28 protein-coding genes are annotated in these 16,967 nt (G+C 55.6%); 4 read left to right on the plus strand and 24 right to left on the minus strand.

Translation table 11 applies throughout. The annotated features are described in order from the left end of the window. Nucleotides 1-36: 36 nt before the first annotated feature. The gene (locus AC0KVN_RS01755; protein ID WP_483655428.1) at nt 37-975 is read left to right on the plus strand and encodes a radical SAM protein; all 939 of its coding nucleotides are present in this window, start codon (nt 37-39) and stop codon (nt 973-975) included. 527 nt (nt 976-1,502) lie between these two features. On the opposite strand, the gene AC0KVN_RS01760 is transcribed toward AC0KVN_RS01755, so the two are convergent. The 6 genes from AC0KVN_RS01760 to AC0KVN_RS01785 all read right to left on the minus strand — a co-directional run bounded on the left by AC0KVN_RS01760 (nt 1,503) and on the right by AC0KVN_RS01785 (nt 4,431). Further along, the gene (locus AC0KVN_RS01760; protein WP_483655429.1) at nt 1,503-1,874 is read right to left on the minus strand and encodes a hypothetical protein; all 372 of its coding nucleotides are present in this window, start codon (nt 1,872-1,874) and stop codon (nt 1,503-1,505) included. After that, complete coding sequence (locus AC0KVN_RS01765; protein WP_483655430.1) at nt 1,874-2,266, minus strand: hypothetical protein; 393 nt, start codon at nt 2,264-2,266, stop codon at nt 1,874-1,876. Before AC0KVN_RS01765 ends, AC0KVN_RS01760 begins: the two co-directional genes overlap by 1 nt. A gap of 1 nt (nt 2,267) precedes the next feature. Next, nucleotides 2,268-2,537 carry a hypothetical protein gene (locus AC0KVN_RS01770; protein WP_483655431.1) on the minus strand — a complete coding sequence of 90 codons (270 nt, stop codon included), beginning with the start codon at nt 2,535-2,537 and terminating at the stop codon, nt 2,268-2,270. 13 nt (nt 2,538-2,550) lie between these two features. Continuing rightward, nucleotides 2,551-3,840: a hypothetical protein gene (locus tag AC0KVN_RS01775; protein ID WP_483655432.1), complete on the minus strand. Its 1,290-nt coding sequence runs from the start codon at nt 3,838-3,840 to the stop codon at nt 2,551-2,553. 61 nt (nt 3,841-3,901) lie between these two features. Next, on the minus strand, nt 3,902-4,123 hold the full coding sequence (locus AC0KVN_RS01780; RefSeq protein ID WP_483655433.1) for a hypothetical protein: 222 nt from the start codon (nt 4,121-4,123) through the stop codon (nt 3,902-3,904). After that, nucleotides 4,120-4,431 (minus strand): hypothetical protein, encoded by a 312-nt coding sequence (locus AC0KVN_RS01785; RefSeq protein WP_483655434.1) that lies wholly within the window; start codon nt 4,429-4,431, stop codon nt 4,120-4,122. Before AC0KVN_RS01785 ends, AC0KVN_RS01780 begins: the two co-directional genes overlap by 4 nt. A 38-nt stretch (nt 4,432-4,469) precedes the next feature. On the opposite strand from AC0KVN_RS01785, the gene AC0KVN_RS01790 reads away from it, so the two are divergent. Beyond that, entirely contained in the window at nt 4,470-5,051 is a 582-nt protein-coding gene (locus AC0KVN_RS01790; RefSeq protein WP_483655435.1) for a hypothetical protein, read from the plus strand. Here the strand turns inward: AC0KVN_RS01790 and AC0KVN_RS01795 are convergent, their stop codons facing one another. From AC0KVN_RS01795 to AC0KVN_RS01840, 10 genes are all read right to left on the minus strand, one after another. Beyond that, nucleotides 5,052-5,507, minus strand: coding sequence for a hypothetical protein (locus AC0KVN_RS01795; protein WP_483655436.1), 456 nt, complete (start codon nt 5,505-5,507; stop codon nt 5,052-5,054). A gap of 62 nt (nt 5,508-5,569) precedes the next feature. Beyond that, nucleotides 5,570-5,788 carry a hypothetical protein gene (locus AC0KVN_RS01800; RefSeq protein ID WP_483655437.1) on the minus strand — a complete coding sequence of 73 codons (219 nt, stop codon included), beginning with the start codon at nt 5,786-5,788 and terminating at the stop codon, nt 5,570-5,572. A 113-nt stretch (nt 5,789-5,901) separates the two neighbouring features. Beyond that, a complete protein-coding gene (locus AC0KVN_RS01805) occupies nt 5,902-6,420 on the minus strand; it encodes a hypothetical protein (protein WP_483655438.1) in 519 nt (172 codons plus the stop codon). Beyond that, nucleotides 6,417-6,755 carry a hypothetical protein gene (locus tag AC0KVN_RS01810; RefSeq protein ID WP_483655439.1) on the minus strand — a complete coding sequence of 113 codons (339 nt, stop codon included), beginning with the start codon at nt 6,753-6,755 and terminating at the stop codon, nt 6,417-6,419. Before AC0KVN_RS01810 ends, AC0KVN_RS01805 begins: the two co-directional genes overlap by 4 nt. A 63-nt stretch (nt 6,756-6,818) precedes the next feature. Then, complete coding sequence (locus AC0KVN_RS01815) at nt 6,819-7,010, minus strand: hypothetical protein (protein WP_483655440.1); 192 nt, start codon at nt 7,008-7,010, stop codon at nt 6,819-6,821. A 13-nt stretch (nt 7,011-7,023) separates the two neighbouring features. Next, complete coding sequence (locus AC0KVN_RS01820) at nt 7,024-7,374, minus strand: hypothetical protein (protein ID WP_483655441.1); 351 nt, start codon at nt 7,372-7,374, stop codon at nt 7,024-7,026. Beyond that, nucleotides 7,371-9,302 carry a hypothetical protein gene (locus AC0KVN_RS01825; protein ID WP_483655442.1) on the minus strand — a complete coding sequence of 644 codons (1,932 nt, stop codon included), beginning with the start codon at nt 9,300-9,302 and terminating at the stop codon, nt 7,371-7,373. Before AC0KVN_RS01825 ends, AC0KVN_RS01820 begins: the two co-directional genes overlap by 4 nt. A gap of 21 nt (nt 9,303-9,323) precedes the next feature. Beyond that, the gene (locus AC0KVN_RS01830) at nt 9,324-9,761 is read right to left on the minus strand and encodes a GatB/YqeY domain-containing protein (RefSeq protein WP_483655443.1); all 438 of its coding nucleotides are present in this window, start codon (nt 9,759-9,761) and stop codon (nt 9,324-9,326) included. A gap of 9 nt (nt 9,762-9,770) precedes the next feature. Next, on the minus strand, nt 9,771-10,559 hold the full coding sequence (locus AC0KVN_RS01835) for a cyclic-phosphate processing receiver domain-containing protein (protein WP_483655444.1): 789 nt from the start codon (nt 10,557-10,559) through the stop codon (nt 9,771-9,773). Next, entirely contained in the window at nt 10,559-10,903 is a 345-nt protein-coding gene (locus tag AC0KVN_RS01840; protein ID WP_483655445.1) for a hypothetical protein, read from the minus strand. The genes AC0KVN_RS01835 and AC0KVN_RS01840 overlap by 1 nt, the downstream gene beginning before the upstream one ends. 197 nt (nt 10,904-11,100) lie before the next feature. Between AC0KVN_RS01840 and AC0KVN_RS01845 the strand changes: the two genes are divergently transcribed. Beyond that, nucleotides 11,101-12,021, plus strand: coding sequence for a hypothetical protein (locus AC0KVN_RS01845; protein ID WP_483655446.1), 921 nt, complete (start codon nt 11,101-11,103; stop codon nt 12,019-12,021). Between the two features lie 60 nt (nt 12,022-12,081). On the opposite strand, the gene AC0KVN_RS01850 is transcribed toward AC0KVN_RS01845, so the two are convergent. Beyond that, nucleotides 12,082-12,438: a hypothetical protein gene (locus AC0KVN_RS01850; RefSeq protein ID WP_483655447.1), complete on the minus strand. Its 357-nt coding sequence runs from the start codon at nt 12,436-12,438 to the stop codon at nt 12,082-12,084. 89 nt (nt 12,439-12,527) lie between these two features. Here AC0KVN_RS01850 and AC0KVN_RS01855 point away from each other — a divergent pair, with 89 nt between their 5' ends. Continuing rightward, a complete protein-coding gene (locus AC0KVN_RS01855) occupies nt 12,528-13,232 on the plus strand; it encodes an LEM-3-like GIY-YIG domain-containing protein (RefSeq protein WP_483655448.1) in 705 nt (234 codons plus the stop codon). 5 nt (nt 13,233-13,237) lie between these two features. On the opposite strand, the gene AC0KVN_RS01860 is transcribed toward AC0KVN_RS01855, so the two are convergent. The 7 genes from AC0KVN_RS01860 to AC0KVN_RS01890 all read right to left on the minus strand — a co-directional run bounded on the left by AC0KVN_RS01860 (nt 13,238) and on the right by AC0KVN_RS01890 (nt 16,950). Continuing rightward, on the minus strand, nt 13,238-13,972 hold the full coding sequence (locus tag AC0KVN_RS01860; protein WP_483655449.1) for a class-II aminoacyl-tRNA synthetase family protein: 735 nt from the start codon (nt 13,970-13,972) through the stop codon (nt 13,238-13,240). 262 nt (nt 13,973-14,234) lie between these two features. Next, complete coding sequence (locus AC0KVN_RS01865) at nt 14,235-14,489, minus strand: hypothetical protein (protein WP_483655450.1); 255 nt, start codon at nt 14,487-14,489, stop codon at nt 14,235-14,237. Between the two features lie 74 nt (nt 14,490-14,563). Then, nucleotides 14,564-14,977, minus strand: a complete 414-nt coding sequence (locus AC0KVN_RS01870; protein ID WP_483655451.1) for an ASCH domain-containing protein — start codon at nt 14,975-14,977, stop codon at nt 14,564-14,566. Next, nucleotides 14,974-15,612 (minus strand): hypothetical protein, encoded by a 639-nt coding sequence (locus tag AC0KVN_RS01875; protein WP_483655452.1) that lies wholly within the window; start codon nt 15,610-15,612, stop codon nt 14,974-14,976. The genes AC0KVN_RS01870 and AC0KVN_RS01875 overlap by 4 nt, the downstream gene beginning before the upstream one ends. Further along, nucleotides 15,609-16,244, minus strand: coding sequence for a hypothetical protein (locus AC0KVN_RS01880; protein WP_483655453.1), 636 nt, complete (start codon nt 16,242-16,244; stop codon nt 15,609-15,611). Before AC0KVN_RS01880 ends, AC0KVN_RS01875 begins: the two co-directional genes overlap by 4 nt. Nucleotides 16,245-16,309: 65 nt before the next feature. After that, nucleotides 16,310-16,558 (minus strand): hypothetical protein, encoded by a 249-nt coding sequence (locus AC0KVN_RS01885; protein ID WP_483655454.1) that lies wholly within the window; start codon nt 16,556-16,558, stop codon nt 16,310-16,312. Then, complete coding sequence (locus AC0KVN_RS01890; RefSeq protein ID WP_483655455.1) at nt 16,555-16,950, minus strand: hypothetical protein; 396 nt, start codon at nt 16,948-16,950, stop codon at nt 16,555-16,557. The genes AC0KVN_RS01885 and AC0KVN_RS01890 overlap by 4 nt, the downstream gene beginning before the upstream one ends. Nucleotides 16,951-16,967: the final 17 nt, after the last annotated feature.

Below are 16,967 nucleotides of genomic sequence, written 5' to 3' on the forward strand. Positions count from 1 at the left end.
CTTTTTTTTCTACCCTATTTGATGGAGCAATTGAACATGGTCTGGAGCCAGATCAAGCGGGTTGAAGACCCCGACCAGAACGTCACCAAATTCATCTACAACAACGACAATGCCGTGGCGGAATCGGTGCTCTACCGGTATCCCACCTATGCTGAGCGCACGGTGATCTGTATCTCGACGCAGAGCGGGTGCCCCGTTGGATGTCGTTTCTGCGGCGCTGGCGACTATTTCGTCCGGTCACTGTCCGTCGACGAGATCGTGGCACAGGCGGCCCACTGTATCGAAGAAACCGGGATCGCCGCGAGCGACATGAAACGTCTCCAGATCATGTTCATGTCGATGGGCGAGCCATTGCTCAACCTGAAGCACCTCATCCCGGCCATGTTCGAACTCTATGCGCGCTACCCCAATGCCGCGCTGCTGATTTCAACTTCCGGCCCCGATGTCGACTATGAACCGCTTTTCATGGCGGCCACCGAAATTCCGACGATCGGCCTTCAGTTTTCGGTTCATGAATCGACCGACGAAGCTCGCGACAAACTGGTTCCGTTCAAGAAAAAACTGACCCTTCAACAGATGGCCGATTGCGGAGAACGGTTCTTCGACGTGACCGGTCGTCGGCCGTTCTTCAACTATTGCGCCCACGACAACAACAGCACAGTCGATGATGCTCAGCGCATCACGGACCTGTATCATCCGGCGATCTTCAACGCGACGATTTCGGTGGTGTGCGAGCGAAACGAAGGCCTCCCTGCGACCAACGACCACCAGCGCAATCTGGCCGTCGACTTTGCCGAGAAACTGCTCCAGCAGGGCTATGACACGCGCGTTTTCGATCCGGCCGGACAGGATACGATCGGCGGCGGATGCGGGCAACTGTGGTTTGTCCAACAGTGGATGGAAGAGCACCCTGATCTGGCTCGTCCCAGCATCGGTCACGGCCGCGAAATCGTGCATGCGCCGGTGGCCGCATGACCCAGCAGCACGTCCCCCACGACCAGATCACGCCCGGTCTGTGGTATCTTCGGACGGAATACCCGCCATTCTACACGGTGGTGAGCATCCTTCGCTTCACCATCGGAGAATATGAGGGAGAACTGGGTGTATGGTCGATCGATCAAGAGGGAAATCATTGGATTGAAGACTATGCCGACGATCAGTTCATAGGACCAGTCCCCTCCCCGTTCTGACGCGTTGACCCTATGGTCAAAGAATTATCCCGCAAATCGACAATATCGCGATTTGCGGGATAATTTGTGTTCAGCAAATATTGACCGACCGCAGTCCAATACCTACTTTACGCCTGTGCCGTGTGGTGTGGTGATCCCCCTTTCGAAGGTCTGGGGGCGTTAAGATACGATCAATAAATTGCACGCCTGTTGGCTTGGGCCTTCGCCACATCAAGTGGAAAGGTCATCCGCGCTGAAAGGTCGGAAGTCAGGAAGAGCCAGTGGAGAATCGGGATTCTGGTCGCGGCACAAAAAAAGGGGTGAAGCCTAGCTTCACCCCTTTTCATATGGATCGTCGAACGGCACTCTTCGCCCCAAAGCCTGCGCTGCCTTGTTCGCCGCCTTCTTGCACATGCTGACGACGACAGGGAAGGCATTCCAGTTGCGATAACGCGCTACCCCTACGAGATCAGCCTCTATGTCGAGAAGAGCCTCACGGAGGCCGGGAGACGTCTCCACCGCCTCCCTATGGATGATCGCTTGTTCGTTCCCCGTCGTCTTGCGAATTTCGTCCGCATAGAAGCGGGCACGGGTCATTCCGGCCGGGATATCCTTTGGGTGGATCGACCACAGTCGATAAGCCAGCCGATCAATGTCATCCCGGCTGGCCTCTGGTGGCAGATCACGCACCTTGATCTCCGCCATCAGTTCACCATGAAGTAGGGCATACCACCGGGGAGCACCGACCACATTTCGCGCGGAACGAGGCTAGTGACCTGCTCAGTCGCAATGCCGAGCGCGAACAGTTCGTCCATTCGCCGATGCAGTCCGGTCCACTGATTACCATGCCGATCCTCGCATGCCTGAAGAAACGACCAGCCGTCGCCGGAACCTTTCCGGAAATTGACCGGAAGCTCATGCAGCATCGCAGCGATTTCCTCGCGGTGACCTTCGAGGCGTTCCTTGTGCAGGCCGACCGTGCAGGTGATCATCTCGACCACCAGCGCATCGGGGAGTTCGGCATCGCTGACGAGGCATTCGCGAAAAATGGTTTCGACGCGGGCGGCGGTCAGAATTGGGGTGGGGTCGTTCTTCATCTCAGTGTCCTTGTGCGCTACGCAGCGCCTCGATGTTGGGGAAATATTCAGCGCCATAGGCCTTAGGGTGCAACAGGTCGTGACCCATCTGCTGTTCGGCTTCGACCTTCGCGCCTCTCGTCACATATTCGGGTTCGCGCTCATAATCGGAGCGCAGAACGCAGGCAACATGGGTGCGGACGATCTCACATTCGTCGTCGGTCACCTTCAGGCGGATATAGGCGAAATCAGCTTCTATGGGTTGATCGCGCATTGTGGCAACTTTCGTCATTGTTCTTCCCCCTTCAGGCCGCCAACTTTCCCGGCATCGGCTCTGCCTCCACCTTGCAACGGGTGATCCGGGTCTGCGCCTCCTCGCGATATTCCACATGCTCCTTCGGAGTGAAAGTGGCGAGGACGCGGTTGCCGACTTCGAGGCGCTGGCCATCAATTGCGGTGTTGGTGTTTGCCGAGGTCTTCCACGACAGGATGTGACCGGCGTCGGTGTGCATCAGGTAGAGGATCGAGGCACCCCAACCATTGTCCGCAAGACCGATGATGCGGTCGATCGTGACGATGACGCTGGCGCGCTTCTTGATCTCGCCGAAATGAGTGCTCTTGGGCAGAGCAGCCTTGGCCTTAACCGCCGCTTCCTTCTTCGCAGCCCATTCCGATTCCTTGGCGACCTGACGATCGTAGGCGGCCGATGCCGAAACCGCGATACCGAGGTTCTTGAACGCGACGTGGCTGCCGCCGATGGCGACGCGCAGATTGTGCTCATAATCATTGCGCGGATTGAGATTGCGGCCCCACTCCATCACCTTCTCGGCGATTTCCTCATAGTGTTCGCCGCGCAGCTTCATTTCCTCCAGCAGGCGATCGCGGTCGGCGTCGGGCTTCGAGCGACGACCATAAATCAGATGCACCATGTCGGAGGTGGAGCGCTCATGTTCAGCGCAGGCCGAACGCGGCTTCCAGCCCCACAGAGCGATCGCGGCACGGCTGGCGGCGATAACACCAAGGGTGCTCTCTTCCCAACGACCGCCACCCCAGCCACCAAAACCGTCTTCATCTTCGCCCATGGCGTCGATGCTGGCGTGGTAGCCGAACTGCGCGATCAAACCAGCGGGCTCATCAGTGCCGAGATAGTCACGCAGGCAGGACTTGCCGACGATCTGACGGCCATCCTCGCCCTCGACGACGAATGCCTTGGAGCGGTTGCGCTTCACGCCGCAGTGATCGCAGCGACCGTCCCAGTCGCGGCCCAGATCGCCGATTTCGACGCCAGTGACGCTGGAGATCATGATGCCGCCATTCTCGGCTTCGAGCTTGGCAAGGAAGCGGAACTTACCCACACGCGGAGCCGAACCCGTGACTTCGAAATCGATCATGTCTTCCAGCGTGACGGTCTTCTTGCCGTTCCACAGCTTGCGGACAACTTCGCGGGTATAGGCGCGTTCGGTCCATTCGATGGTCTGGCCATATTTGGCCGCACGCTTGGCAAGCTTCTTCAGCGTCTCGCGGGCTTCACCTGCGTAGATCGCGATGACCGAAACCGTCTTGGTGCCTTCGGGCTGAGAAACCTGCGTGTCCATCGAATGTCCTCCGTTCCAATACGGCCCTTCTACTACTTTTTATGATTAGCGCAAGAGGGAATTATTCGATCGCTTGCAGCACCGACTGGAGGGCATCAAGCGCAGCGCTCGCACGACGTTTTGCAGCTTCGAGCCCGGATATCTGCATGTAATGCTCTGCGATCTCGATGCTCCAGACATCATCGCCGAAATGGTGAAGAATGCCATAGCGGCCACCGTCCCTTCCCATGATGTAAATTTTACCTACGTCAATTTTGACGAATTCATAGCGTGGTTCGGTCATTGCGGCCTCCAACCGGGCACAGCGACCGCAGCCGCCTTGGCTTCCATTTTGCACGCATGCTCCATGTCACCGCGATCCCGCGCATTGGCTGCGTATCGCCGAAGCTGCGCTGCATAGCCATCATTGCTCCAGACGGTAATCACAGAACCATGATCGGTCACCTTGAACCGCCCTGCCCCGTAACTGGCATCGAACGCGGCCTGCGCCGTTTCCGGGGTGAGATCAGCTATCTCTGTGATCGTGTGATTGGGATGATCCGCATGCGCGATCCCCGCAAGCCAGTTGTCCGTGCGCTTCCAGATAGCCATGATATAACCTCAACGTTTCCCGCACCATACCACCTTTTATGATCTATGCAACAATCATTCTCTGCATAAATATCCCTATGCAGCACCTCCACCCCTATTTCGGCGATGATCATCCGGTTCGACTGGACGAAGAAACCTATCAGGACATCATGGCGGCGATCTCGCCGGGAGACCTGCCGCACCGTGATTATTCCCACCTGATCAAATATGTGAAGTATCAGGGCTACAAGGGTTCGGTGATGAAGTTTTTCGTGCCGAACAAATATAACGGCTGGGACAATTACGTCCAGTTCAAGGAGTGGATGGCACAGGTCAAGGACAGCAGCATTTCACCCGTCGAGGCAGCACGCCTGCTCCTATGGGGCGGCAACATCCGCTTCCACTGCACCTGCCCTGCCTATCGGTTCTGGGGCATGCAATATATAGACACCCAGCTTGGAATGGCGATCATTCCCGAAGTTCGCTACCCCTCGATCCGCAACCCCCACCTACAAGGCATTCTTTGCAAGCACGGTCAGCGCACGATGAAGGTTCTACCCTTCCACCTTGGTGATATGGCGGCAGCGATCAAGGCTCAGCGCGCGAAACTCGGCATCGAGTATGTGAAGACGTCGGAATAATCAGTCGAGCATCTGCTTGGCTTTGTCCGCGATGCTTTGGCCTACCAGATCATTCGCCATCGCGAAGCGATCCATGATGACCTCGATTTCCTCGCGCGTGAACGTCGGCTTGGTCGCGGACGGAGTATAGGGCACCGCCTTGCGCCGCTTGCGGATTATGGGAGGTCGCCGCGTGATCTCGAAATAGATATCAGACTGCGATTGCGTAGGGGCGGCAAAAACCTGCCCCGGCTTAGATAAGGCCGCCGCAAGTTCAGCATCGTTCCCAGTCGGCGAGGCATACTCGTTGAAATGGTGCAGCGATACGCCCAGAAGCTCAGCGGCCTCCTTCTTGGTCTTGGTCGCCACGATAGCGCGAAGCTGCGGCCCATTATATCCGGGGTAATGATCTCCTACCGGATCGGTGCTCGACCGCATGACAATCATACCATGCACTGTGAGATTTTTCGTTTTCATGCGATCGGGATACCAGTTTCAGGGTCACCGTTCAATCATAAAGAGTGGTATGATTGTTCGGATCAACTTTCACAAGCATTGACCTTTTTCGCAGGCGGGTATGTCCGCAAGCGATAGCCCGGATCACGATCAGCAAACATATTGAGGTCGTTGATGATGAGATCGAGCACGAGGCTGGTCGCGCCACCGATCATCCCTGACTCTTCATAGTCGGTCTTCAGCCGCGCCAGCGTCTCGATCTTTTCGTCAAACGTGATTGGATATTCAATTATGTTCCGCATTGGTCACCAGAGCAGCGTGAATAGGAGAGTCAGCAGCGAAGGGAAGAGCATGATCCAGACCACATAGTCCGACGTGGTTGCGGTGCGGTTCAAATAGCCCCAGAGGCGTTCCATCAGACTATGCAATCCGAAGCCTTTCGATGCTCGACAATCGTGTGAATGAAGTTGGTGCTGCCGTTCCCGGTAGCGAATTCCGGGACGTCGAATGGCTCCCGATATTTCGTCCCCATGATGACGAAATCATGGACGGCGACTATCTTGCGCCAGCTAAGCTTGTCTCGTGAGCCGCTACACCGGACAAAGTCTCCAACCTCTACTTCATCAGCATAGCGGTTGTGTGCGTCCATTTTCTTGGAAGCCCGGTAGCGCACTTGCGAGCGAAGCAAATCCTCTTCGGAAATCCAGTGGAGATCACCCTTCCCGGCTTCATGCAGATACCAAGGGGTATCGGCGTGTTTGGACGATTGGGGATACCACCTCGCCCTGCACTTTTGATAAAGTCGTTCGTCAAGCAGCAGGTCCATATCGAATATACCGACTGCCACGAGTGGATGAAAACCAACCAACCCGTCCCGACGTTCGATATCGTAGAGCCCGACCGGTTGCCATTCCGTGTTGAGCTTGCGACTCACGCGCGCGTCCAGATAGGGAAATATTCCTCATTCTCGCCCGGCGCGGGCTTGATCCACAGGTGGACGCGATAGCCGTCGATGGTCCACTGGTGGCTGGCCATGTAGCCGAAGATGCTGAAATCAGCATCCTGCTCTTCAGGGCGGACCAGAACCTGCCACAGAGGGTCACCGCGCGAGACCGTGCGCTTATCAGCGTCGAGGATACCGTAACCGGCACACAGGCTATTGATTCCAGTAAGATTGCGATCGACCCATGCGCGGAAATCCTCCACGGTGTCGATCGGTTCGCGCTCAGCAGTGCGCTCAAACATCAGTCGATAGAAAACCACGCTCATCAAATCCACCTTCTCAAATATTACGGAGATGGTAGAAATACAGGCGTGGCTATGTCTATATTATTAGTTTACGATCGCTTCCAGTATGTCACCCACGGCATCACCCAAAATGGGCATCAGACCGATGACACCTAATACCGTCATCACGATCGGGATCAGCAGCAACGGAAACTGGTTCATATCCAGCCCGAAATAGGTGACAGCCGCGCCACCAAACATGACGACTTCGAACATTGCCCACAAAACATAAATCATCAAATTACCTCTGTTAAATTAATTCGCTCTCCGGCCGATAGTTCACCTGATTGACCGTAACATCGACCACGCAAATCGTATCGGGGTCATAGTCCTTTACGGTTTCATCGGCATCATCAAAGGCGATCGTCGCTCGACCAACGTAGCGTTTACCCTTGGCCGTCAACGGTTTGTCCCAGCCCAACAGATTGATCGTGTGACCGATGCCATTCTGAACGCAAGTGGAGACAACCGCGTCCGCGTCTTCACTATCGGCAAGGGGGTAGTGAAGTCCATATTCGAATGTCTCGCCGCCTATCGTAACGATAGCCATCCATGCCCATGACACCTCGGGCGTTGGATACCCTTTCATTTCCTCCATCATCGATACTGATCCCGCATACGGCTGCTCGTTCCCAACGTCGCCTTACCAGCATGATAATCTTCGGCTGCCAGCATCAGCGGTGCCCACTTGAGATATTCCATCCGTGTGCGGGGATCGTGGAAGAACTGCTTGAAATCACCCGGTTTGTATGCCGACACATTGAGCATTTCGGTAAAGGGGACCGTGATGCTGCGGGCCTTGCCTTCTTCCTGATGCCATTCCGCTTCCTTACGCCATGAAAACTTGGCCTTCTTCGCGCGTGGCATCATGCTGCTTGCGAGAGCAACCATGCCCGGACCGGGATCGCCATATGGCCGATAACGCCTGTAGTTGGTGCTGTGACGGCTGCCGTGGCGGTAGGAATCTTTCTTCGACTGTTCGTTGCGCTTCTCTGCGCATACACGCATCCAATAGTCTTCCTGCCCGGTCAGAACGCTGTCCTCATCGATCAGTGCATTGAGGCTCGCACGATATGCCGCGAAGTCGGGCTTTTCGCCGCTGGTCAGCGTGGTGCTGTCATAGATGAGTTTCACCGAGGCGGAGAAACTAGCCGGGTCCCAGACCTTCACCGGAGGATGCGGATGCAGAACCAGCGACCGATCGAACAACCCCTGAATGATCACCGCGATCCAGTTGTAGCGCTTGATCTCATCGCTGATGTGCGATGACGCATCATCGAAATACACGGTGCTGGGGTCGAGGCGCTTATACTCATCATGGCGCGATCGCGGTTCGGAATAATAACGATGGGGGTTCGGCTGACCGGGATGGGTCGCCTCCCATTCGTTATATTCCCGCATCCTTTCCTCATACTGTTCCATTGCACGCAGATAGTCGTCACGCATCCCTTCCCATTGCGACAGAGGAATGATTTCGTCGATGCTGTTGCCAAACATTTTGAACATCATTGGCTGCGTGGGATCGAACGTCGTCAGGTCCGGGAAGATCATTTCCGGGAACATGAAGTCAGCATCGATGCGCCAGACCTGCTCGCCATTACGCACGTAGAAGAACGTTTTCTTGTCCGCATCACGCATCATGAACTTGACGAAAACGTCCAAGAAACTGCCGTCATCGCCGCGCTCCTTCTCATCGCGACGAACGCGAAACGCCGCAATGGTGCGGGGGAAGGGCAACAGGCGATCGCGATTTTCTGGGCGAGCGATCCATTCGTCGAACTCGCCGATGTCGTTGATATCGATACCGCCACCGGTGTAGGAGAGCATGCACTCCTCATCCATATAGAGGCGGCGCTGCATGACGTGGAGTTTTTCCCATTGCCCGGCCGGATCGCCATCGCAGCACTTCACCGCCTCTTCTGTGAGACCAGCATAGAGCGAGATGGTTTCGATCCGCGTATCGATGTGGCTCAACGTTTCCTTGAGCGGGACCATCGTTGCCATGAGCGAAAGGGTGGGAGCGCCCATCCAGCCCGCTACGGCTTTGTTCGCGAGTTCGAGTTCCTTGAACAATTCAGGAAGGGTTTCCTTCTTCGCCTTGATCAGAGCCTGCTTGTAGGCGGTAGTGTCGGCCTGCTCGGACACGACAGCGAGCGCGCCCATGCCGGACGAGGACTGATCGGCGATCGCCTTCGTCGGAACCACACCGAGACGCGAAGTGAGTTCCTGCACGTCAGTCATCAATTGGGCGGCCACCGCCTGAAAATGGCCGACACGTTCGGTGATCACGGCATTGGGGTTGGTTTCGGCGCGCAATTTCTCATCCATATCATTGTGATGAATGCGCTGCTCGATGCCACCCCGGCCTTCATTTATACCGGACAGCTTCACATAGTTGCTGCCCTCTTCAGTCACGCAGGCGAACCATTCGCCTTCGCGGCCTTTGACCCAGAACCACTGTCCTAGCAGGCTTTCGGAGGGCACGATCTGGTCGTGCTCGCGATTTACCGACGAGATATCCTTCGACATGATCATGCCCTCCGATAGGCGTTAAAGCAGGCGGCCGAGAATTTCGCCAGCCAGTTTGTTGTCGAACGCGCCCTTGTGGTCGGCGTTGAGCGTCTTCATCACGATGCCGCGCGCGCTCTTGGAGCGATCGGTGGTGTCGAGGATGCTCACAATCAGGGCTTCGAGTTCGTCGGCCGACATCTGCTTGGGCAGATATTCCATGGCCAGCGCGATCTCGGCATCGATCGTCGACACATCTTCGCCGCGACCGACGAGAATGTCTCGCGTCTCGTTGGCCTTCTTGACCGTCCGGTTCAGTGCCTGAATGACGTCGGCATCGGTCGGCTCGCGATTGCCATCATTCTTGGCGATCAGGCTGACTTCGTTGACGATCAGCGAAATGCCGTTCTTGCGATCCTTGTCACCGCTCTTCATCGCCGCGATCATGTCACTGCGCAGCTTCTTCAGTTGTTCACTCATCTTCTTCCCTCAACATTGGCAGTAGTCATCGTCGTATCCGCACCGGCGACAGCCCTTGTCCAAAGGACAATGCCGACCCGATACGGCGGGCTCATCATCACGCAATTGCGGACAGCCAGCCCATGAACATTCGCCATCGCTATGAGCGTGGCAGGAATTCACACGAAGATCGGTATCATAATTGGTGGTATGACACAAGCTCTTTGCTGAGAATTTGGTCTCATGATCCTGCCAGTATTTGGCGAATATCTGCTCAGACGCTTGTTCGAGATATTTCGTGCTAGGGACGACAGCCGCACAGGAACCTACGCAAATACTATTCTGGCACCCCGCATTCGCCGGATCGGCGTAACAGAGGCGAGCAGCCAATAGCCCGATTTCCGCATGGCGAGTATGATCGCTTGTCAGGTCGATACGGATATTGTCCGGCTCTTTCGCCCATCCCGTCGCCATCGTCTGGCTGTATTTGTGCAAGGCCACATTCGCGAAAGCTGGAATATCCCGGATCGCATTCCGAACCAATGCGATCATATTTTCGACGCCGACGCCGTTTGCCGAATGGATGACGATGCGTTCCAGACCAGTCCACCGCTCAGGATGGTCCAGAACACAGTTGATCACATGATGGAGGCACCAATGCCCCGTCTCCGATTCATTACCCAGATCGTGATCGAAGGAAATTTCAGAGATGGGTTCAGGGGGATTGTTACACAGATCGGCGAAATCGCTGCTGTTGCGCACAATGACCCAACCATGCGGCTTGACCTTAACCCGCGTGTCATCGAGAAAGATTTTCATCAGTGAACCGTAATCTGCTCGATGTCGCGAACGCGGAATTTGTTGTCGAAGGCAATCAGATCGGCGAACCGATTGAGCAGCACATAGCAATTATTACCATCGGCCTCGCACAAAGCGAGCGAGGGATAATCCTCGTCAGGCGTTGGGCCGTGCAGCATGAAGAAATCGCCATCTTCGCAATTATCGAAGAGCCACGAATAGATATCGCGCTGATACATGCAGCCGTCGAGACCACGGTGGTTGTTGAGGATCAGCTTGAGGACATACCAGCCATTCTCGCGACCCACCAGATCGGTGATGAATTTGCCCGGCCGGAAACCGCAGTCATAAGGATCGAGTTCCATGCCTCAAATTCCCTTCTCATCAAATGTCTTCATCGAATGAGACTCCCATCTACGTAAATCGGCTTTCGGTCAACTTTTTTCCGTCTTGATGAATGAAGTGAAAGAAAAGTGCATTTTGCCTATTGCGAACTTCATAAAATGGAGTATGAAGGGGGCACAGACCCCGCGACGGTCTCAATTTGATGGAAGGATTTGATATGAACATGCTCTCGACCGCTTCGGAAGCCCCCGCCAAGACCAAGGGTGGCATCAAGGGTCAGGCCGCTGGCCGTTCGGACGTCTTCATGGTCGACCCCCGCCTGATCGAAATCGATCCCGAATTCAACGCTCGCGATTTCAGCAGCCCGGCCAACATCGCCCACGTCGAATGGCTCGAAGGTTCGATCGCCAGCGAAGGCATCAAGGAGCCGCTGAAGGCCTACACGCTCGGCAGCCGCATCATCATCACCAATGGTGAGAGCCGCCTGCGCGCCGTGCGCAACCTGATCGCCAAGTTCGAGGCCACCGGCGGCGCTGAAGGCGCGAACATCGAGACCGTGCCGGTCCGCACCGAAGAGCGCTTCACCAACGATGCCGACCGCCTGTTCACCCAGCTTACCTCGAACTCGGGCAAGCGTTTCGAGGTGATGGAGCAGAGCGATCTGTTCGTGAAGATGGTCAAGCTCGGCGTCAGCGTCGAACAGATCGCCATCCGCGCCAACCTCGACAAGCGCCGCGTGATCTCGCTGCTCGACTATCAGGCCCTGCCGACCGAAGTGAAGCAGATGATCCGCGATGAGCGCATCACCGCCTCGCTGGCATGGACCCAGTTCCTGTCGAACAGCCGCGACGATGAGCAGACCATTTCGGTTCTGCGCGAAGCGGTCGACAACGCCGCTGCGGCCGGTCGCACCAAGGCCTCGAACAAGTTCGTCGGCGGCAAGGGTGGCGAGCGCGTCAAGTCGGAGAAGATCAAGCTGCGCGAAGAGCGCGCCGAACTGCTCGGCCTGTTCGATGGCGCTCTGGTCGTGGAAGACGAACTGACCGAAAAGGAAATCGCAGCCGGAGAGGAACTGACCGTCACGGTTTCGATGACGGCCGACAAGTGGGCGCGCATCGTCGATCTGCTCGGCCTCTGATCACAAGCTCGTCGCGGAGGAGGCCCGATCTTCGGATCGGGCCTTTTGCGTTTCGGGCGATCAGCGCCCCAAAAGCGCCATGATGACGTTGGCCTGACCTCGCGCACGATCCTGATAGGACTTGTGCTGGCCGGGATAGTTGTCGAGGATATGATTGCCATTGCTCAGCAGGTCGCCAAACCATTCAGGCGCGATGATCTTGGCTATCTCATCCCGCAACGCCATGGCCTGAGTGTCGGCCGGATCAGGCGTGATGATCGACCGCAGGTGACGCATCAGGTCGACCGTGGCACCGGCCGTGGACTGGACAAATTCGTCTTGTTCACCCTGCACCGGCCCGACGTTGATCTTCTGCTCAAAAGAGAGTACCCATTCCTCGATCGCTTCGAGTAATTCCGGGTCCAGCAGCGAAGCCAAATCCCTCATATCAATTTCTCATCCCTTCACACCATTAAAAATATTATTATCAATAATATTAGAGTAAGTGAATATAAATAGAGTAACCCATGCAGTACATCACCTACATTTACAGACATCCCATATCAAAAGAGATATTTTATGTCGGTGCTGGTTCGCTTAAACAGGAACGGCATTTACGCCATTTGTATATAGCCGAAAGCTACGTTGCTGGAACTAATTCAGCTAAGCGGGAAAACAAGACTAAACTCGGTGCGATCGTTGACATTCTTGAACAAGGCTTAACTCCTCAGATCGATATTATTTTCACGGGTAGCCGCGTAGATGCTTTTATGATTGAAGAAGAGGTCATTGCACGTTTAGGCCGGATTGATCTGGGAACTGGTTCTTTGACGAATTTACGAGAAGGCGGCCTAAAAGGCCGGAGGCAGAGAAACTGGTCACAAGAAGCAAGAGATCGAAAACGGGTTGCGACACTTGGTAAACGCAATTCTTTCTACGGTAAAAGCCACTCAGAGAAAGCTCGCAAAAAAATATCAGAGGCCGCGAAAAATCGTTCTAGACCTCACACCACCGAGACAAAAGCTAAAATTGCTCGCTTCGGTGCCGACAACCACGCTTCGAAGAAATGGATAGCGGTTTCTCCGTCCGGCGAACGGGAGGAATTCGTCAGCATCAGAGAGTGGTGTAGAAGCAAAAATTTTCCAATGGACACTGCCTACGGAATATCCAGAACAGCCAAACCTGCTGCCAGCGGCAGAATGAAAGGATGGGCAATTCTACGCCCATCCTAGCAAAATTACGCAGATAGAGCACAGAGGCGATCTAATCCGAACGCCACTTCGAACACGGTGCATTCGAACTTCTGACCCGGAATCTGCGGGAAATCGGTCCGGCGCGAGGTGCTGGCCACTTCGCGCCATTCTTCCGGATTTTCCTCGGTCGGATCGAGCAGGACTTCGATATCGATGGTTTCCGTCGCATAGGCGGGGAGACGATCACTGGCGATCAGGCGAGCCTGTCGGCCGGTCAGGCGGCTAACGACCGGCAGCAGGGCCGAGCGCAGCGTTTCGGCGATCGGCGCAGCAGTAGTCGTGCTGAAGATGCACTGGAATTCCAACTGGTAGAATTCGTTGTAGCGGTGCTTCGCGGCCGTAGCGCCGTCGCTGGTTTCACGGCGGAAGGACTTACCAGCCTGATAGAAGCATACCGGTGCGCGCACCGACGTCTCGCGCAGGATTTGCGTGGCGATCTGATAGGTGCCATCGGTGGTTTCCGCACGCATGGCCCATTCATCGGTGCCGCCCGGTGCATCCTGAAGCAGGAAGATGTCGCTGCTGTCATAGGCTGCGTTCATGCGCGCACGCGGCATCATGAGCGGGGTATCGACCTTGAGCGTGCGCCACATCTGGTTGAGGTCCTGCAACGTGCCATCCACGGTGCTGACCAGCGTCCGTTCGATGATATCCCGGCGTCGGACCTCCTCAGGGGTCCAGAAACGTAGACCACCAAGGCCGTGAAGTGCGTAGCTCAAAAAAACCTCCATTGGTTAGTATGATCGTCAATCGCCGCGACCGTGCGGGGATTGCCCTTTGGGTTGCGTGTATCTATATTAGCGACACGCACAGAGTCGATATAATCTTTCGCCGCATCGATCGTGGGCTTGACCACATCTGAAAACACGTAGCCATCCAAGCCGCTATGAGCGGCCCGGAAATTGTTCCAGAACGGGGACCACCGATGGCGGTATTGTGGACAGTAACCATCGTTAGATAACTGTCGGATGCGATAATATTTCATTTGATAGGCGGATCACTCAGCAGATCGCACATGACGCCCCACGACGGCCATGAATGGATTTCAGGAACATCCGGGGCCGCGAACCAGCACTGATCCAGCAGCGCATGGGTCTCCTCCAGATTGCCCTCTTCAACGGCAGCGACGAGATCATCGGTCAGATAACCCACCCCGGCGCGCACGAAGCACACCTTGAAGTCGTCATAGTGCTGCTGGAATTCTTTCCACCAAAGGTCACTGGCGTCGTCAGACATAACGATCTCTCAAATCCACCTATCAAATCAACATCGGTAATAATGAAAGCGAACCAACAACGCCAGTTATTTCTTCAGGGTTCCCAAGACCACCAGCCTTGATTACCCTTTTTATGAAGAGGCTCAACCAGCCTCTCAACGTCGCGCAGGTTCCAGACGATGCGGCCATCGGACCAATCACCGGCGCACAACTCTGCCGGGCTCATCTGATCTCTCAGGTCTTCAGCTTTATGCGCACCCGACAAGCATACCGTCCCCAAAATGGCCGATCGCGGAAGGGTATGGCGGTAATCCTCACCAAAATAGCCAACGCACAGTGCATCGAGATCATCCGATATCATTGAGGCAGGCGTGAATTTGGCTGTCGCATGGATCGCAATTCGCTGTCCCTCCAAACTTTTCGGATAAACGAACGAGCGCGTCTCGTAGCCCTTCACCCCTACGAAAATCAGAGAGGCGAAGGGCTGCCAGAGTGAAATCACTTTCACGGTTCGATGGGCTCGACAGGCTGAGCCTGTTCAAAAGGTGCGTCAGTGGCCGGTTTTGCTGCCACCACTTCATCAACCTGATCGACCGTCGGTTCGTCCGGTCGCGCCCATACGGGATGATCCGTGCTGATCGGCTTCCAATGTGTGGGATCATTGAACCGGAACGAAATCTGCGAATTTTCTGCCGTGAAGCCCTGAGCGAAAATCCAGCAGGGCTCCTGCTCCTTGACCGACATCATCCGCGCCACAGCCTGCTCGCCAGTTACCGCATTGAGCAGCATGACGGATTCACCGTTGTCCGGTGCAGTGTCGATGGGGAACCACTGGTCAACCAGCCGCTCCAGAACGGCCTGCGCGCCCTTGCGGATATGCTGCTTGAACGCGGCATCGATCTCCACATTCTGCCAATCCTTGTCCGCCCCAAAGGGCGAGAAGAAGTCATAAAGCAGGCTGGAAACCACTTCGAGGCGCACTGGGTCAACCGCGATAACTGGTTCTTGTTCTGCCGTCATTTCAGACTGTTCCAAGGCTTCTTTCACAATCGAATGGACCCAAATGGCGTAATTGTTCGCGTCGGTGATATGGGGCGCAGCTTCAGTGATGCTGCGCAGAACGACATAGGGATCGAGGCTCACTTGCCCACCACCTTCTTCCCGGCCGCGACGGGTCCGGCCGCAGCCGCTCTGATCTCATCGAGATTGGCAACAACCCACAGACACCAGCGGAAATATTCCATCGGCGTGTCCTCGGCCACCAGCTTCTCGCTCTTGGTAAGCCGCATCTCCCAGAGGCGCAGGTCCTCCGTCAGCGTAGCCAGAGCATCGATCGTCTTTTGCGTTTCGGCGATCTTCTCTTCGGCTTTGTTGATACGGTTTGCGATGACCGCACGAGCGGTTACGGCATCATCACTCAACTGAGTGATCGCATCATGATCGTTGTCGAACGCCAGAAGTTCCTGATTGGCCTTTTCCAGATCAACGATCGCGTCACCAAGCCGGATATCGAGGATTTCCGGCGCAGGATTATATTGCTTGAACTGCCGGAGTGAAACCTGCGCCTGCTGAACCTGCATGCGATGGAAAGTGGCGACAGTGCCATTCTCGATTTCAGCGCGCTTGCGGAACTCAACGATACCGTGCTTGTAGATGAAGGCGGCATTGGAGATCGCGGTTTCGCGATCAAGATTGTCCCAGTCAGGGGTAGCGGCAAAGAATTTTGCTGCAACGCGCGCGATGAAGCTGGGATTATGGATATCAACGTTAAACAAAAATAGTCTCCATCTAAATTTGATGGAGACTATCAAAAGGCATCATGTGGATTCAATTTATTTGCTCAATCGAGCGAAGAAATCTGCATTACCGCCATAATCTCGTCGTCGGTCTGATCGCACTCCTTTCGGAGATAATCGATCGCCATCGATTTGGTCATGATGAAATCGACTTCAATGTCGACCGGGCATTCGGGACAGAAGCCCAAATCCATGGCCATGGGGCGCGTGCTATGATCATTGAGATCGGTGACCTTGCCGAACCAGCCGCACTGATCACATGCGCAAAATTCGTAACGTTGGGGATCGGTCATCGGCGGCTGCTGCTCCGGCGCGAGGGAGAAATGGAGCGCGCGGAGAATGTGGTGCGGCTCGGCTTGAAGCTGCTCGTGCTCGGACGATATGCAGCCGGGCTGGGCCTGTAGGCAGGACGATAGACCGTCTTGGTCGTCGGCCGGGGCACATAGTGGTGAACGACCGTATGGGTCGGACGGCTACCATAATGGCTGCCATAGTGGTTGCGACGCTTGCGGAAGCCGCAGTCCTCGTCGCGTTCGAGCATGTCGTCGAAGTCACAGTCCTCGCCCTGATAGGCAGGCTGAACGTTCGGGCGATAGGTCTGCTGCTGCGCCATCTGCTGGGTGGGCTGCGGACCACAGGCCGACAGCGCGAGAGCGGCTGCCAGCAAGATCATCGATTTCTGCATCAAATGTCTCTCTCAAA

The organism is Sphingobium sp. SG1 (assembly GCF_057063145.1).

Bases quoted from the DNA above. Each gene is read 5' to 3' on its own strand.
- AC0KVN_RS01855 (WP_483655448.1), top strand. From the start codon at position 12,528: ATGCAGTACATCACCTACATTTACAGACATCCCATATCAAAAGAGATA.
- AC0KVN_RS01755 (WP_483655428.1), top strand. From the start codon at position 37: ATGGTCTGGAGCCAGATCAAGCGGGTTGAAGACCCCGACCAGAACGTC.
- AC0KVN_RS01780 (WP_483655433.1), bottom strand. From the start codon at position 4,123: ATGACCGAACCACGCTATGAATTCGTCAAAATTGACGTAGGTAAAATT.
- AC0KVN_RS01800 (WP_483655437.1), bottom strand. From the start codon at position 5,788: ATGCGGAACATAATTGAATATCCAATCACGTTTGACGAAAAGATCGAG.
- AC0KVN_RS01865 (WP_483655450.1), bottom strand. From the start codon at position 14,489: ATGTCTGACGACGCCAGTGACCTTTGGTGGAAAGAATTCCAGCAGCAC.
- AC0KVN_RS01775 (WP_483655432.1), bottom strand. From the start codon at position 3,840: ATGGACACGCAGGTTTCTCAGCCCGAAGGCACCAAGACGGTTTCGGTC.
- AC0KVN_RS01770 (WP_483655431.1), bottom strand. From the start codon at position 2,537: ATGACGAAAGTTGCCACAATGCGCGATCAACCCATAGAAGCTGATTTC.
- AC0KVN_RS01830 (WP_483655443.1), bottom strand. From the start codon at position 9,761: ATGAGTGAACAACTGAAGAAGCTGCGCAGTGACATGATCGCGGCGATG.
- AC0KVN_RS01845 (WP_483655446.1), top strand. From the start codon at position 11,101: ATGAACATGCTCTCGACCGCTTCGGAAGCCCCCGCCAAGACCAAGGGT.
- AC0KVN_RS01820 (WP_483655441.1), bottom strand. From the start codon at position 7,374: ATGATGGAGGAAATGAAAGGGTATCCAACGCCCGAGGTGTCATGGGCA.
- AC0KVN_RS01790 (WP_483655435.1), top strand. From the start codon at position 4,470: ATGATCTATGCAACAATCATTCTCTGCATAAATATCCCTATGCAGCAC.
- AC0KVN_RS01760 (WP_483655429.1), bottom strand. From the start codon at position 1,874: ATGGCGGAGATCAAGGTGCGTGATCTGCCACCAGAGGCCAGCCGGGAT.
- AC0KVN_RS01815 (WP_483655440.1), bottom strand. From the start codon at position 7,010: ATGATTTATGTTTTGTGGGCAATGTTCGAAGTCGTCATGTTTGGTGGC.
- AC0KVN_RS01825 (WP_483655442.1), bottom strand. From the start codon at position 9,302: ATGTCGAAGGATATCTCGTCGGTAAATCGCGAGCACGACCAGATCGTG.
- AC0KVN_RS01795 (WP_483655436.1), bottom strand. From the start codon at position 5,507: ATGAAAACGAAAAATCTCACAGTGCATGGTATGATTGTCATGCGGTCG.
- AC0KVN_RS01890 (WP_483655455.1), bottom strand. From the start codon at position 16,950: ATGCAGAAATCGATGATCTTGCTGGCAGCCGCTCTCGCGCTGTCGGCC.
- AC0KVN_RS01765 (WP_483655430.1), bottom strand. From the start codon at position 2,266: ATGAAGAACGACCCCACCCCAATTCTGACCGCCGCCCGCGTCGAAACC.
- AC0KVN_RS01885 (WP_483655454.1), bottom strand. From the start codon at position 16,558: ATGACCGATCCCCAACGTTACGAATTTTGCGCATGTGATCAGTGCGGC.
- AC0KVN_RS01840 (WP_483655445.1), bottom strand. From the start codon at position 10,903: ATGGAACTCGATCCTTATGACTGCGGTTTCCGGCCGGGCAAATTCATC.
- AC0KVN_RS01835 (WP_483655444.1), bottom strand. From the start codon at position 10,559: ATGAAAATCTTTCTCGATGACACGCGGGTTAAGGTCAAGCCGCATGGT.
- AC0KVN_RS01785 (WP_483655434.1), bottom strand. From the start codon at position 4,431: ATGGCTATCTGGAAGCGCACGGACAACTGGCTTGCGGGGATCGCGCAT.
- AC0KVN_RS01810 (WP_483655439.1), bottom strand. From the start codon at position 6,755: ATGAGCGTGGTTTTCTATCGACTGATGTTTGAGCGCACTGCTGAGCGC.